Raw genomic sequence first — 13791 nt, forward strand, 5'->3', positions numbered from 1 at the left:
TCTTTCACAGGCGAAATTAGATCGCCTCTTCATCCTCTTCGCCGGTACGGATACGCACCACGCGCGAGACGTCAAAGACAAAAATCTTACCGTCGCCGATTTTACCGGTCTGCGCGGTTTTCATAATGGTTTCCACGCAGGTATCAACGATATCGTCGCCCACCACCATCTCAATCTTCACTTTTGGCAGAAAGTCGACCATATACTCCGCGCCGCGATAAAGCTCGGTATGCCCTTTCTGGCGGCCAAAGCCTTTAACTTCAGAGACCGTCATCCCGGTGATGCCGACCTCGGCTAAGGCTTCGCGCACATCATCGAGTTTGAATGGTTTGATAATCGCATCAATCTTTTTCATGTCAGACCCTTTTCTCACTCCCTCCGTGGCCGGATGGGGTGCTGTAAGTGTATACCCGCAGCGTCAGGCTACAGGGGCGTCGCCCGCAACGCATCCCGCCCGAAGGGGCATTTATCAACGCTTTCAGACGCTTCATCGCGCCAGAAAGCTACTCTTTAAAATCGCTGGCGTCCAGTTCATGTCGGGACAGCAGCTTATAAAACTCGGTGCGATTACGCCCGGCCAGCCGGGCGGCATTGGTGACATTGCCTTTAGTCATCTGCAGCAGCTTACGCAGGTAGTTAAGCTCAAACTGGTTTCGCGCCTCGACAAAGGTTGGCAGAACGCTGTTCTCTCCGCTCAGCGCCTGCTCGACCAGCGCATCGCTGATCACCGGCGACGAGGTGAGCGCCACGCACTGCTCAATAACGTTCACCAGCTGACGCACGTTGCCCGGCCAGCTCGCCGTCATCAGACGCTTCATCGCATCCACCGAGAAGCTGCGCACAAAGGGTTTATGTCGATCCGCCGCCTGGCGCAGCAGATGGCTGGCGAGCAGCGGAATATCTTCTGTGCGCTCATGCAGCGCGGGCAGCTTCAGATTGACCACGTTAAGCCGGTAAAAGAGATCCTCGCGAAACTCTTTTTTCTCCATCGCCTTTGGCAAGTCGCGGTGCGTCGCAGAGATAATGCGCACGTTAATATCGATATCATGATTGCTGCCGAGCGGTCGGATTTTGCGCTCCTGCAGTACGCGCAGCAGTTTCACCTGCAGCGACGGCGGCATATCGCCAATCTCATCCAGGAACAGCGTGCCTCCTTCCGCCGCCTGAAACAACCCTTCGCGCGCGCTTACCGCGCCGGTAAAGGCGCCTCTGGCGTGCCCGAACAGCTCTGACTCCAGCAGCTGTTCCGGCAGCGCGCCGCAGTTAATGGCGATAAAAGGTTTGTCCGCACGCGGGCTGGCGGCATGGATCGCCTGTGCCAGCACCTCTTTGCCGCTGCCGCTCTGGCCGTTAATCAATACGCTGACGTCAGACTGCGCCACCATATGCGCCTGCTCCAGCAGACGCAGCATCGTCGGGCTGCGGGTGACGATCGCCTCGCGCCAGCGGTCGTCGCTGGCTGGCGCGCGCTGCGCCAGCGCATCGTCAATCGCTTTATAGAGCGCATCGCGGTCCACCGGCTTGGTGAGAAAGCTGAATACGCCCTGCTGCGTGGCGGAAACGGCGTCAGGAATGGAGCCGTGTGCAGTAAGGATAATCACCGGCAGGCTGGGATTGTGCTTCTGAATTTCGCCGAACAGCGCCAGCCCGTCCATCTCATCCATACGCAAATCGCTGATCACCAGATCGATCTTCTCTTTCTGCAGCAGGCGCAGCGCTTCCGGCCCGCTGGCAGCGGTGGTCACCTGATAGCCTTCGCTAGTGAGACGCATGCCCAGCAGCTTCAGCAGGCTGGGATCGTCATCTACCAGCAGCAAACGTGCAGATTGTCTGGCCATTAAGGCTCCTCATGTTGCGAGGCTTCCGGCGCATGGCCGCCCTCTGTAACGTCCGGCGCTTTGCGTGAAGAGAGCTGGCGCTCAATATCGGTCAGGCGCTCCAGCTTATGCTGCGTGTCATTAAGGGTTTTACGCATCTGCGCATCCTGCTGGCGCAGCGCATCAAGCTGTGCATCGCTGCTCTGCTGTAAATGCGCGAAGCGCGAACGCGTTTCGCTGAGATCGAGCTGAGCGACCTGGTTGCTGCGCCACAGCTGGATCAGCGGACGCACCGCACCAGGGAAACGGCTGCTGTATTCGTCCAGCGCCTCGACATAATCGCGTCGCTCCAGCGGCGTGACGTTGCCGTTAGCCATCAGAATGCCGTTTTTAAACGCGCGCGCCCAGCCTTCAACCGGCCAGCGGTGCGCTTCGGCGCGCGCCTCTGCGGGCGACAGGCGCTCGGCGCAGTCGATGGCGCGCATCCAGTAGAGCGGATTACCCGTCGCCGCCGCGCTTTCGTTACGCCAGACGCTGGCGCAGTCAGTCGCCAGATAATCGGGAAGCCTGACCTCCGGCTCGGCGACAATGGCGTCGCGATGCGCGGACGAAGCGGCCGGGGAGGCGTTACAGCCGCTGAGAGAAAGGCTCAGCAGCGCTGTAAAAAGTGAGGCGAAGACGATGTTCATCTGTCAGAGTTTCCCGGCTGTGTGATTCAGTACGATACGAAAACAAACGTCGGCATCTTTGCTGTCAACCAGCTGCAGATCCCCCTGCATGCGACGCAGACAATCTTTAGCGATGCTCAGTCCCAGCCCGCTGCCTTTAACCGGCCCTTTGCGCTGCAGACTGCCCTGAAAAAAGGGTTCGAATATCATTTCCCGTTCTTTCGCGGGAATCGGCGTGCCGCTGTTAGCCACCTCTATCCATACTTTATCGCCCTGTAGCTGGCTGCGCAGCCAGATGCTACCGGATTCGCCGCCATAGTTCACGGCGTTAGAGTATAAGTTGTCAATCACGCGCATCAGCAGCACAGGTTCGGCGAGGCAGCGCTTCGCCTGTAGATCGCAATGCACATGCATCTGCTTAGCGCGCGCCGGCAGCGCATGGGCGCTCACCACCATATCCACCAGGTTAACAATATCCACCGCTTCCAGCGTCGTAGGGCCTTCTGACTGTTTACGGTTGTAGTCGAGCAGCTGTTCAATCAGGCGCTGCAGATGACGGCTGCTGGTATCCAGGATCGCCACTACCTCTTTCTGGTCACTGTTCAGCGCGCCGACCACTTCGTCCGCCAGCAGTTCGGTGCCTTCGCGCAGGCTGGCGAGCGGCGTTTTCAGCTCGTGGGAGAGATGGCGCAAAAATTCATGGCGCTGCGTCTCCAGCCACGCCAGCCGCTCGCTAAGCCAGACGATGCGCTGACCAAGCGAGCGCAGTTCGCGCGGTCCGCGAAAGGCCACGCTCGCGCCCAGTTCGCGCCCTTCGCCGAGCCGGTTAATCATGCGCTCGACGCTTTTGACCGGTCCGATAATCATACGGGTGAAAAGCAGCACCAGCGCCAGGCTGACGATAAACAGAATAAGCGCCTGCCAGCCGAAAAACTGGCCGCGATCGGCGATTTCACGCTGCAGCTGCAGCCCGCGCGCGAAGACTACTTCCCGCGTCTCCTGCACCAGCTGCGCATTAGCGGCGGAAAAGCGCTCCAGCGCCTGCGAGGCAGCAGCGACCGGATTACCGTTATCGCACTGCAAATCGGTTAACTGCGGCAGCGTTGCGCGCAGCGTCTGGAACACCGCCAGCGCGGGCAGGCTGGAAGCGTGAGAATCGAGTATCTGGCTGTATCGCGCGCGCTGGGTTTGATAGAGGCGCGACAGGGTGGCGTCGCCCAGCACACAATACTGCCGATAGCTGCGCTCCAGCTCCAGCGCGGTACGCGCCATCGCCTCGCTGCGCCGCACGTCGGTAAAGGTATTGCGATTGGTATCGACAGCCTGATCGCTTAAGGCTGACAGGCTTTCCCAGGCCTGCCATGCCAGCACCAGCAGCGGCAACAGCACCAGTAAAAACGCCATCAGCACCAGCTGGCGCAACGATCGGGGAAATAAACGCCATCTTCTCACGCGGTCGCTTCCTTTAATAAACGCTGTAAGGATGCTAGCGAAGTCCGCCGGTGGAAGATAGAGCGGAAATGAAAACGGCAGGCCTTCTGGCCTGCCGTGAGAGCGACGCCGCAGCATCGCCGAAAAAGAGGTGGAGCCTAACTCAACGTTTCGCCCGATGCTTGATAACGTTGCAAAGCAAGCGATTATCGGCTGGTGGACGGCAGGCTCCGTTTGGTGCGTCATTCAGTTTTTATGAGCTCTGCCGCAGTGCGGGGCAATCATAAACAGGAGAATGAGCCACGTAGTGATATTAGCAAACTTCGTGCCAGAAAATAAATAGCATTCTTTTTCAGACGGTTGCCCGCGTTAGCGGCTATTGCTGCCGTGAAGCGCGAAAGCCGAAGCGCATATCTGTCGCCAAATACCAACACATCTGCCCAGCACACGATTATAGGTTATTTATCAGTAAGATATATGTCTCCTTTTAGAGACAGCCTAAAGGGGAAATGTCGCTGTTTCCCAACACTTATAAAAAAGGAGACATCGCTGTCTCCTTTTTGCCTGCTTACCAGATTTATCCTAGCTGCTTACGCGCATTGCGGAAGATGCGCATCCACGGGCTATCCTCGCCCCACTCAGCTGGATGCCAGGAGTTGCTCACCGTACGGAATACGCGCTCCGGGTGCGGCATCATAATCGTGACGCGCCCGCTTTCGTTCGTTACCGCCGTAATGCCGTGAGGCGAGCCGTTCGGGTTAGCCGGGTAAGATTCGGTGACTTTACCGTAGTTATCGATAAAGCGCAGCGCGACCAGACCTTTCGACTCCAGCGCGGCCAGATGCGCGCCGTCACGCACTTCCACAAAGCCCTCGCCGTGAGAGACCGCAATCGGCATATGCGAGCCTGCCATGCCGTCCAGCAGCAGAGACGGGCTGACGGCCACTTCAACCAGGCTAAAGCGCGCTTCGAAACGCTCAGACTGGTTGCGCACAAAGCGCGGCCAGAGGTCACTGCCCGGGATCAGCTCGCGCAGATTCGACATCATCTGGCAGCCGTTGCACACGCCAAGCGCCAGCGTCTGCGGACGATGGAAGAAGTTCTCGAACTCATCGCGCACGCGGTTGTTGAACAGAATAGATTTTGCCCAGCCCTCGCCAGCGCCCAGCACGTCGCCATAAGAGAAACCGCCGCAGGCCACCAGTGCCTGGAACTCTTCCAGCCCGCGACGTCCCGCGAGCAGATCGCTCATATGCACGTCAACCGCCGTGAAGCCAGCGCGGTGGAAAGCAGCCGCCATCTCAACATGGGAGTTAACGCCCTGCTCACGCAGCACTGCGACGCGCGGACGCGCGCCGGTAGCAATCATCGGCGCAGCGATATCCTCTTCCGGTTTAAAGGTCAGGTGAACGTTCAGGCCGGGATCGTTATCGTCTTTACGCGCCTCATGCTCCTGGTCGGCGCAGAGAGGGTTATCGCGCAGACGCTGCATCTGCCAGCTGGTTTCGCCCCACCAGGTACGCAGCGTGGTGCGGCTTTCGCTGTAGATCGCGCTGTCGCCGGAACGAATAACAAAACGATCGCCGCGCTGCGCGCTGCCCAGAACGTGACTGCAGCCTGCCAGTCCCTGCTCCGCCAGCACCTTCTCAACCGCATCGCGATCTTCCGCTTTAATCTGAATAACCGCGCCCAGCTCTTCGGTAAAGAGCGCCGCCAGCGCGTCGCTGCCCAGCGCGGCGATATCGACATCGATGCCGCAGTGGCCGGTAAAGGCCATTTCCGCCAGCGTCACCAGCAGGCCGCCGTCTGCGCGGTCGTGGTAAGCCAGAAGTTTCTGCTGCGCCACCAGCGCCTGCATCGCATTGAAAAAGCCCGCCAGCTGCTGCGCATCGCGCACGTCGGCCGGTTTGTCGCCCAGCTGACGATAAACCTGCGACAGCGCGGTCGCGCCCAGCGTATTCGCGCCGTTGCCGAGATCGATCAGCAGCAGCAGGTTTTCACCCTCTGCCTGCAGCTGCGGCGTCACGGTGCGGCGCACATCTTCCACGCGGGCGAAGGCGGTGATCACCAGCGACAGCGGCGCGGTCATTTCGCGCTGCTCGACGCCTTCCTGCCAGCGGGTTTTCATCGACATAGAGTCTTTGCCCACCGGGATAGTGATGCCGAGCGCAGGACAAAGCTCTTCGCCTACCGCCTTGACCGCTTCGTACAGGCCTGCATCTTCGCCCGGATGACCTGCAGCGGCCATCCAGTTAGCGGAGAGCTTCACGCGCTTGAGATCGCCAATCTGCGTCGCCGCAAGGTTGGTCAGCGCTTCGCCCACCGCCAGACGGCCCGAAGCGGCGAAATCGAGCAGCGCAACCGGGGCGCGTTCGCCCATCGCAAAGGCTTCGCCGTGATAGCTGTCGAGGCTGGCGGTAGTAACCGCGCAGTTCGCGACCGGGATCTGCCACGGGCCGACCATCTGGTCGCGCGCCACCATGCCGGTCACGGTACGGTCGCCGATAGTAACGAGAAAGGTTTTCTCCGCCACGGCTGGCAGATGCAGCACGCGGTTTACCGCATCGCTGAGGGTAATGCTGTCGCGCAGCAGCGGCTCGCCTTTTGCCTGCTGCGTCACTACGTCGCGCGTCATTTTCGGCGTTTTGCCCAGCAGTACGTCAAGCGGCATGTCGATAGGCGTGTTGTCGAAATGACTGTCGCTCAGGCTCAGGTGCTGCTCTTCGGTCGCTTCGCCGATAACGGCATAAGGGGCGCGCTCGCGCTGACACAGCGCGTCGAATTCAGCCAGCTTCTCTGGCGCCACCGCCAGCACGTAGCGCTCCTGCGACTCGTTACACCACACTTCCAGCGGGCTCATGCCCGGCTCATCGTTAAGGATATCGCGCAGGTTAAAACGGCCGCCGCGACCGCCGTCGCTCACCAGCTCCGGCATGGCGTTGGAGAGACCGCCCGCGCCTACGTCGTGGATAAAGAGAATCGGGTTCTCTTCGCCCATCTGCCAGCAGCGGTCAATCACCTCCTGACAGCGGCGTTCCATTTCCGGGTTATCGCGCTGCACCGAGGCGAAATCGAGATCGGCGTCTGACTGGCCGGAGGCCATAGATGAGGCCGCGCCGCCGCCCAGGCCGATATTCATCGCCGGGCCGCCCAGTACGATCAGCTTCGCGCCGACGGTAATTTCACCTTTCTGCACGTGGTCGGCGCGGATATTGCCGATGCCGCCCGCCAGCATAATCGGCTTGTGATAGCCGCGCAGCTCAACGCCGTTATGGCTGTTGACCTGCTCTTCATAGGTGCGGAAATAGCCGTTCAGCGCCGGACGCCCAAATTCGTTATTGAACGCCGCGCCGCCCAGCGGGCCTTCGGTCATGATGTCCAGCGCGCTGACGATGCGGTCCGGCTTGCCGAAATCCTCTTCCCAGGGCTGCTCAAAGCCTGGAATACGCAGGTTCGACACCGAGAAACCGACCAGACCGGCTTTCGGCTTCGCGCCGCGCCCGGTGGCGCCTTCGTCGCGGATTTCACCGCCGGAGCCGGTCGCCGCACCTGGCCACGGCGAGATCGCCGTCGGGTGGTTATGGGTTTCTACCTTCATCAGGATATGTGCTGCTTCCTGATGGTATTCATATTCGCCTTTGCGCGCGTCGGCGAAGAAGCGCCCTACCTCTGAGCCTTCCATAACCGCTGCGTTGTCTTTATAGGCTGACAGCACATGATCCGGCGTGGTCTCAAAGGTATTTTTAATCATTTTAAACAGCGACTTCGGCTGTTTTTCGCCGTCGATAATCCAGTCGGCGTTGAAGATTTTATGACGGCAGTGCTCAGAGTTGGCCTGCGCGAACATATAGAGCTCGATGTCGTTCGGGTTGCGTCCGAGGCGCTGGAAAGCCTCCAGCAGGTAGTCGATTTCATCGTCCGCCAGCGCCAGACCCAGCGTACGGTTAGCCTCTTCCAGCGCCTGGCGGCCGTTATTCAGCACGTCTACGCTCTTCAGCGGCTGCGGCTCATGATGGGCGAACAGCGCCTCCGCCTGCGAAAAATCGCTGTAGACGGTCTCCATCATGCGGTCATGCAGCAGCGACTGAAGCGCCTGCCACTGCGTTTCCGTCAGCTGCGGCGCCTGCACATAGAAAGCCAGGCCGCGCTCCAGGCGTCGCACCTGCGGCAGATCGCAGTTGTGCGCGATATCTGTCGCTTTGGAAGACCAGGGCGAAATAGTGCCGGGACGCGGCGTGACCAGCATCAGACGGCCTTGCGGCGCATGTTCGGCGAGAGAAGGACCGTATTTCAGCAGGCGCTGCAGGCGCGCTTTTTCATCAGCGTTCAGCGGTGCGCTGACATCGGCAAAATGGACGTACTCGGCGTAAATGTCACTCACCGGCAGGTGAGCGTCCTGAAAGCGGGTCAGCAGTTTGTTTACACGAAATGCCGACAGGGCGGGCGAACCACGCAGAATTTCCATCATTTAATCTCTCGTCAGAGCGCCGTGCGACGCTTCAAGGGGCACAACAGCAGAAAACGGGCGGTATTATAGAGAAACACCCCGCCCGACGAAACCGTTTGCGCATAATTTCTCTGACCACGGAATTGCCTGAAATTTGCGCAAAACCTGCTTTATAAGTTGCTCTGCGCTGCTGAGTTGCGCAAAATGCCCCTCGCTCTGAGAGTTTAAAAAAGATCAATACTGCCTTTAAAAGACAGAGGCCTTAGAGCCAGCGAGAGACAACTATTTGAAACGCCTAAAATTAAACTATCTGTTTATCGGTCTTGTCACCTTGCTGCTGGCGATGGCTTTGTGGCCATCTGTCCCGTGGTACGGTAACGGACAGGATGCGATTTCACAGATAAAATCACGGGGAGTGCTGCGTATCAGTACCATCAATTCCCCGTTGACTTACTACACCGTTAATAAATCTCCAGCCGGTATGGATTATGAGCTGGCGAAACGTTTTGCCGACTACCTGGGCGTTAAGCTCAAGGTTACGGTGCGTCCAAACCTCAGCGATCTGTTTGACGATCTTGACGACGGCAAGGCGGATTTGCTGGCGGCGGGCCTGATTTACAACGATGAGAGGCTGACGCGCTACAAAACCGGGCCGAGCTACTACTCCGTGTCCCAGCAGCTGGTCTATCGCGTTGATAAGCCGCGCCCGAAGAATCTCGGCGATCTGAAAGGCGAGCTCAGAGTCGCTTCCGGCTCAGCCTATCTTTCGTCGCTGAAAGCGGCGCGCGATAAGCAGTATCCCGATCTTAACTGGGTTATCTCCACCGACCAGGCGCCTAAAGCCCTGCTGGAAGCGGTAGCCGACGGTAAGCTCGACTACACCATCGGTGACTCCGTTACCATCGCCCTGCTGCAGCGCATCCATCCGCAGCTGGCGGTGGCGTTCGACGTCACCGATGAGGAGCCGGTCACCTGGTATGTGCCGCACAGCGACGACAGCAGCCTGGATGCCGCCATGCTCGACTTCTTCAACTCTATGGGCGAAGAAGGGGCGATGGCGCGCCTGGAGGAGAAGTATCTTGGCCACGTCGGCACCTTCGACTACGTTGATACGCGCACCTTTTTACGCGCTATTGACGTGACGCTGCCGGAGATCAAGCCGCTGTTTGAGAAGTATGCGGCCAGCATCGACTGGCGACTGCTGGCGGCGATCTCTTATCAGGAGTCGCACTGGAATCCGCTGGCGACCTCCCCTACCGGCGTACGCGGCATGATGATGCTGACGCGCAACACCGCCGATAGCGTGAACGTTGAGGATCGCACCGATATCGAACAGAGCATTCGCGGCGGCAGCCTCTATCTGCAACGCATGATGGAGAAGGTGCCCGACACCATTCCTGAGGAGGAGCGCATCTGGTTCGCGCTGGCGGCGTATAACATGGGTTATGCTCATATGCTGGACGCGCGCAAGCTCACCGCGAAACAGGGCGGTAATGCCGACAGCTGGGCGGATGTAAAGCTGCGGCTGCCGATGCTGAGCCAGAAGCGCTATTACGCGCAGACCACTTACGGCTACGCGCGCGGTCAGGAAGCCTACAACTACGTTGAAAATATCCGTAAGTATCAGCTGAGCCTGGTGGGGTATCTGCAGGAGCAGGAGAAACGCCTTGCCCAGCGCTCCGCGCAGGAAGCGGAGCTGGGCAGCGGTTATCCGGCGGTCGCGCCGGAAATTGCGATGAACTGAGAATGGGGTATTTGCTCAGGCGTGTCGCGCACCATCATTCCGTTCCGCGCTGCGCCTGACGCAGCGCTTTTTTCTGCTCGCGCCGCATGCGGAAAAAGTCGCTCAGCATTGCCGCGCATTCCTCCGCCAGTACACCGCTCTGCAGCGTGATCTGATGATTCATGCCGGGATGGCCGAGCACGTCCATAAGCGAGCCAGCCGCGCCGGTCTTCTCATCGCTGGCGCCGTAAACCAGCCGCCCGATGCGGCTGTGCACCATCGCGCCAGCGCACATTACGCAGGGCTCCAGCGTCACGTAGAGCGTGGTATCAAGCAGGCGATAATTTTCCAGCACCTTGCCCCCCTGGCGCAGCGCCATAATTTCAGCGTGCGCGGTAGGATCGTGCTGGCCGATGGGCCGGTTCCAGCCTTCGCCAATAACGCGATCGCCCTGCACCAGCACCGCGCCGACCGGCACCTCGCCCTGCTCCCAGGCCATGCGCGCCAGCCGCAGCGCATGGCGCATCCAGTATTCGTCTTGAGATTGATTCACGCAGGCCCACTCCCGGCAGCAGCAAAGCGGCGCATTATAGCGATCCCGCGCGCAGATTCGAAGATGAAACTCTACTCCAGCTGCTGAAGTTCGCCGCGCGGCGTTACGCGCCAGCGATGCTGGCAGAAAAAGAGCAGCGGGTTATCCTGCTTACTGTCGCTGTAGCCGCTGTAGAGCTGAAGCGGCGTGCCGATCTGCTCCTCAAGCTGAACCACTTTCTCATGGCCGAGACAGCGCATAGCCAGCACGCGGCCGCCCACTCCACGCTGCATCTGGCTGGCGATCAGCTTCACGCGCGGCAGGAACGCCGAATCGTAGTAAACCTGCTCCACCAGCGACTGCGGCGAACCGGTAATCAGCCATACGTCGGCATCGTCGCTGCTCAGATAGTCAGTCAGACGCTGCTGCACCACCGGAAAGGCGGTCACGCGCTGACGGAACCACTGCGCAAACTCCGCTTCGCGCCGCTGCAGAGTACGCTCTGAACGGCCAAAGGTGATCGACCAGAGTAACAGGCTCATCGGCCAGCGCGCCGCGCGCCCTTTAATCAGCAAGCCAAGCCCCACCACCGGCAGCAGCGGCACCACCAGCAGTAAGTTAAGCGGCTGGCGCCACAGCAGGTAGCGCATAAAAGTGCCAAACATATCCTGCTGATGTAGCGTGCCGTCCAGATCGAAAAACACGACGCGACGTTGTGTACCTTTGGTCAAAAAACGCTCCTTTCAGTTTTGTTCTCCACCCTGCTCCTTATTGTAGCCATCAACCGCCACAGCGGCGACGGCGGCTATTTTTAATTCCAGCTACTACAATGCCAGATGAATAGTTTATTCTTCAGCGGATATACGCATCTTGCGGCAGGATATTTAAACGAGGACCAGGCATGAGCTCATTGCTGCGCATTCGTCAGCTCTATCCGCGTCTGGCGCTAAACGAGCGTCGGCTGGCGGACTTTCTGTTGTCACAGCCGGATCGGGCGCGCCATCTCAGCTCGCAAAAACTGGCTGAAGAGGCGGGAGTCAGCCAGTCGAGCGTGGTGAAATTCGCGCAAAAGCTGGGCTATAAGGGGTTTCCCGCGCTTAAGCTGGCGCTGAGCGAATCGCTGGCGGATCGCGACGCGATTACCGTGCATAACCATATTCTTAGCGATGATTCGCTAAAAACTGTGGGCGAGAAGCTACTGACCGAAAAGCTTTCCGCTATTCGCGCCACGCTTGATATCAACAGCGAAGAGAAGCTGACCGAGACGCTGCACCTGCTGAAAAACGCCCAGCGCATCGTGCTGGTGGGCATCGGTGCCTCCGGGCTGGTGGCGAAAGATTTTTCCTGGAAGCTGATGAAGATCGGCATCAATGCGGTAGCGGAGCAGGATATGCACGCGCTGCTGGCAAGCGTGCAGGCGATGCGTCCCGGCGACGTGCTGCTGGCGATCTCCTACACCGGCGAGCGGAAAGAGATCAATCTGGCGGCGCAGGAAGCCGCACAGATCGGCGCCTACGTGCTGGCGTTTACCGGCTTTACGCCCAACAGCCTGCAGCAGACTGCGACCCACTGTCTCTATACCGTGGCGGAAGAGCAAAGCACGCGCAGCGCCGCTATCTCCTCGACCACGGCGCAGCTGGCGTTGACCGATTTGCTGTTTATGGCGCTGGTGCAGAACGATCCGGAACGCGCTGCCAGCCATATCCGCCATAGCGAAGCGCTGGTGAAAAAGCTGAACTAAGCGGCGAACGCGAGTATAATGGCGCCGTTTTTAGCTGATCAGGTGAAATGATGGCGCTGCTGATTACCGCCAGATGCATTAATTGCGATATGTGCGAACCCGAATGTCCCAACCAGGCGATCACTCTCGGCGCGGAGATCTATGAGATTGACGCCAGCCGCTGTACCGAGTGCGTCGGACATTACGACGTGCCGACCTGTCAGAGCGTTTGCCCTATCGACAACACCATTATTATCGATCCACAGCACATCGAATCGCGCGATGCGCTGTGGGAGAAGTTCGTGGTGCTGCACCACTAGTTTTCGATAATCACCGTTGCGCAGGCGTAGTGGCGCTCATCCGCCAGCGTGACGTGTACCTGTCTGACACCCAGCTTTTCCGCCACTTCGCTGGCGTGGTTAAAAAAGCGCAGTCCGGGCTTGCCCAGCGCATCGTTGTAAACTTCAAACTGATTAAAAGCCAGCCCGCCGCGAATGCCGGTGCCAAAGGCTTTGGCCGCGGCTTCCTTGACGGCGAAGCGCTTAGCCAGAAAGCGCACCGGCTGCTGGTGCTGCTGATATTGCTGCCACTCGGCTTCGCTCAGCACGCGTCGCGCCAGGCGATCGCCGGAACGTTCAATCACGCCGGCGATGCGCTCGATTTCGACGATGTCGGTGCCCAGTCCGAGAATAGCCATTAGCGACGCGCTTCCCGCATCAGCAGCTTCATCTCTTTTACCGCATCGGCCAGACCGCTGAACAGCGCGCGGCCGATAATGGCGTGGCCGATATTCAGCTCGTGCATCTCCGGCAGCGCGGCGATCGGCTGTACATTGTGGTAGGTCAGCCCATGACCGGCATTAACCCGCAGCCCCAGGCTGGAGGCAAAGGTGGCGGCGTGACGGATACGCGCCAGCTCGGCCTCGCGCGGCAGGCCTTCCGCCGCCTCGGCGTAGGCGCCGGTGTGAATTTCGATATAGGGCGCGCCGCTGGCGACCGCCGCCTCAATCTGACGGTGATCCGGGTCGATAAACAGCGAAACCTGAATGCCCGCCTCGCTCAGCTGTTTAACCGCCGCATTGATTTTGTCCTGCTGGCCCGCCACGTCGAGGCCGCCTTCAGTCGTTACCTCTTCGCGCTTTTCCGGCACCAGGCAGACGAAATGCGGTTTAATATCGCAGGCGATACCGACCATCTCATCGGTGACCGCCATCTCCAGGTTCATGCGCGTCTGGATGGTGTCGCGCAGAATACGCACGTCGCGATCGGTAATGTGGCGGCGATCCTCACGCAGGTGTACGGTAATGCCTTCTGCGCCCGCCTGCTCGGCGACAAAGGCCGCCTGCACCGGATCGGGATAGTGGGTGCCGCGCGCGTTACGTACCGTGGCGATATGATCGATGTTGACCCCTAACAGCAACTCAGCCATGACAATCCTCAGCTTAACTATGTCG

The 13791-nt window shown here is 59.4% G+C and carries 12 protein-coding genes; 3 read left to right on the top strand and 9 right to left on the bottom strand.

Annotated elements, in window-relative coordinates; all coding sequences use genetic code 11:
• Positions 1 to 16 precede the first annotated feature (16 nt).
• From glnB to purL, 5 genes are all read right to left on the bottom strand, one after another.
• A complete protein-coding gene (glnB, locus tag MHZ89_RS10505; RefSeq protein ID WP_033753971.1) occupies positions 17 to 355 on the bottom strand; it encodes a nitrogen regulatory protein P-II in 339 nt (112 codons plus the stop codon).
• Between the two features lie 148 nt (positions 356 to 503).
• The gene (glrR, locus tag MHZ89_RS10510) at positions 504 to 1838 is read right to left on the bottom strand and encodes a two-component system response regulator GlrR (protein WP_311782947.1); all 1335 of its coding nucleotides are present in this window, start codon (positions 1836 to 1838) and stop codon (positions 504 to 506) included.
• Positions 1838 to 2506: a two-component system QseEF-associated lipoprotein QseG gene (qseG, locus tag MHZ89_RS10515; protein ID WP_311782948.1), complete on the bottom strand. Its 669-nt coding sequence runs from the start codon at positions 2504 to 2506 to the stop codon at positions 1838 to 1840. Before qseG ends, glrR begins: the two co-directional genes overlap by 1 nt.
• A gap of 3 nt (positions 2507 to 2509) precedes the next feature.
• Positions 2510 to 3937 carry a HAMP domain-containing sensor histidine kinase gene (locus MHZ89_RS10520; RefSeq protein ID WP_311782949.1) on the bottom strand — a complete coding sequence of 476 codons (1428 nt, stop codon included), beginning with the start codon at positions 3935 to 3937 and terminating at the stop codon, positions 2510 to 2512.
• Positions 3938 to 4493: 556 nt separating this feature from the next.
• Positions 4494 to 8384: a phosphoribosylformylglycinamidine synthase gene (purL, locus tag MHZ89_RS10525; protein ID WP_311782950.1), complete on the bottom strand. Its 3891-nt coding sequence runs from the start codon at positions 8382 to 8384 to the stop codon at positions 4494 to 4496.
• A gap of 265 nt (positions 8385 to 8649) precedes the next feature.
• Between purL and mltF the strand changes: the two genes are divergently transcribed.
• Complete coding sequence (gene mltF, locus MHZ89_RS10530; protein WP_311782951.1) at positions 8650 to 10107, top strand: membrane-bound lytic murein transglycosylase MltF; 1458 nt, start codon at positions 8650 to 8652, stop codon at positions 10105 to 10107.
• Between the two features lie 34 nt (positions 10108 to 10141).
• Here mltF and tadA read toward each other — a convergent pair whose 3' ends face one another.
• The gene (tadA, locus tag MHZ89_RS10535; RefSeq protein WP_311782952.1) at positions 10142 to 10639 is read right to left on the bottom strand and encodes a tRNA adenosine(34) deaminase TadA; all 498 of its coding nucleotides are present in this window, start codon (positions 10637 to 10639) and stop codon (positions 10142 to 10144) included.
• Between the two features lie 71 nt (positions 10640 to 10710).
• On the bottom strand, positions 10711 to 11349 hold the full coding sequence (gene yfhb, locus MHZ89_RS10540) for a phosphatidylglycerophosphatase C (RefSeq protein ID WP_311782953.1): 639 nt from the start codon (positions 11347 to 11349) through the stop codon (positions 10711 to 10713).
• A gap of 170 nt (positions 11350 to 11519) precedes the next feature.
• On the opposite strand from yfhb, the gene MHZ89_RS10545 reads away from it, so the two are divergent.
• Both MHZ89_RS10545 and MHZ89_RS10550 read left to right on the top strand, forming a co-directional pair.
• Positions 11520 to 12359, top strand: coding sequence for a MurR/RpiR family transcriptional regulator (locus MHZ89_RS10545; protein ID WP_311782954.1), 840 nt, complete (start codon positions 11520 to 11522; stop codon positions 12357 to 12359).
• A gap of 50 nt (positions 12360 to 12409) precedes the next feature.
• Positions 12410 to 12658 (top strand): YfhL family 4Fe-4S dicluster ferredoxin, encoded by a 249-nt coding sequence (locus MHZ89_RS10550; protein ID WP_311782955.1) that lies wholly within the window; start codon positions 12410 to 12412, stop codon positions 12656 to 12658.
• Here the strand turns inward: MHZ89_RS10550 and acpS are convergent.
• The gene (gene acpS, locus MHZ89_RS10555) at positions 12655 to 13035 is read right to left on the bottom strand and encodes a holo-ACP synthase (RefSeq protein WP_120457492.1); all 381 of its coding nucleotides are present in this window, start codon (positions 13033 to 13035) and stop codon (positions 12655 to 12657) included. The genes MHZ89_RS10550 and acpS overlap by 4 nt on opposite strands.
• Positions 13035 to 13766 (bottom strand): pyridoxine 5'-phosphate synthase, encoded by a 732-nt coding sequence (gene pdxJ / locus MHZ89_RS10560; protein ID WP_311782956.1) that lies wholly within the window; start codon positions 13764 to 13766, stop codon positions 13035 to 13037. Before pdxJ ends, acpS begins: the two co-directional genes overlap by 1 nt.
• Positions 13767 to 13791: the final 25 nt, after the last annotated feature.

This window comes from Pantoea sp. ACRSB (assembly GCF_022346905.1).
GTDB classification, from domain to species: Bacteria; Pseudomonadota; Gammaproteobacteria; order Enterobacterales; family Enterobacteriaceae; genus Pantoea; species Pantoea piersonii.

Coding starts and splice junctions, on each gene's coding strand:
- glnB (WP_033753971.1), bottom strand. CDS start 355: ATGAAAAAGATTGATGCGATTATCAAACCATTCAAACTCGATGATGTG.
- glrR (WP_311782947.1), bottom strand. CDS start 1,838: ATGGCCAGACAATCTGCACGTTTGCTGCTGGTAGATGACGATCCCAGC.
- qseG (WP_311782948.1), bottom strand. CDS start 2,506: ATGAACATCGTCTTCGCCTCACTTTTTACAGCGCTGCTGAGCCTTTCT.
- purL (WP_311782950.1), bottom strand. CDS start 8,384: ATGATGGAAATTCTGCGTGGTTCGCCCGCCCTGTCGGCATTTCGTGTA.
- MHZ89_RS10545 (WP_311782954.1), top strand. CDS start 11,520: ATGAGCTCATTGCTGCGCATTCGTCAGCTCTATCCGCGTCTGGCGCTA.
- MHZ89_RS10550 (WP_311782955.1), top strand. CDS start 12,410: ATGGCGCTGCTGATTACCGCCAGATGCATTAATTGCGATATGTGCGAA.
- acpS (WP_120457492.1), bottom strand. CDS start 13,035: ATGGCTATTCTCGGACTGGGCACCGACATCGTCGAAATCGAGCGCATC.
- pdxJ (WP_311782956.1), bottom strand. CDS start 13,766: ATGGCTGAGTTGCTGTTAGGGGTCAACATCGATCATATCGCCACGGTA.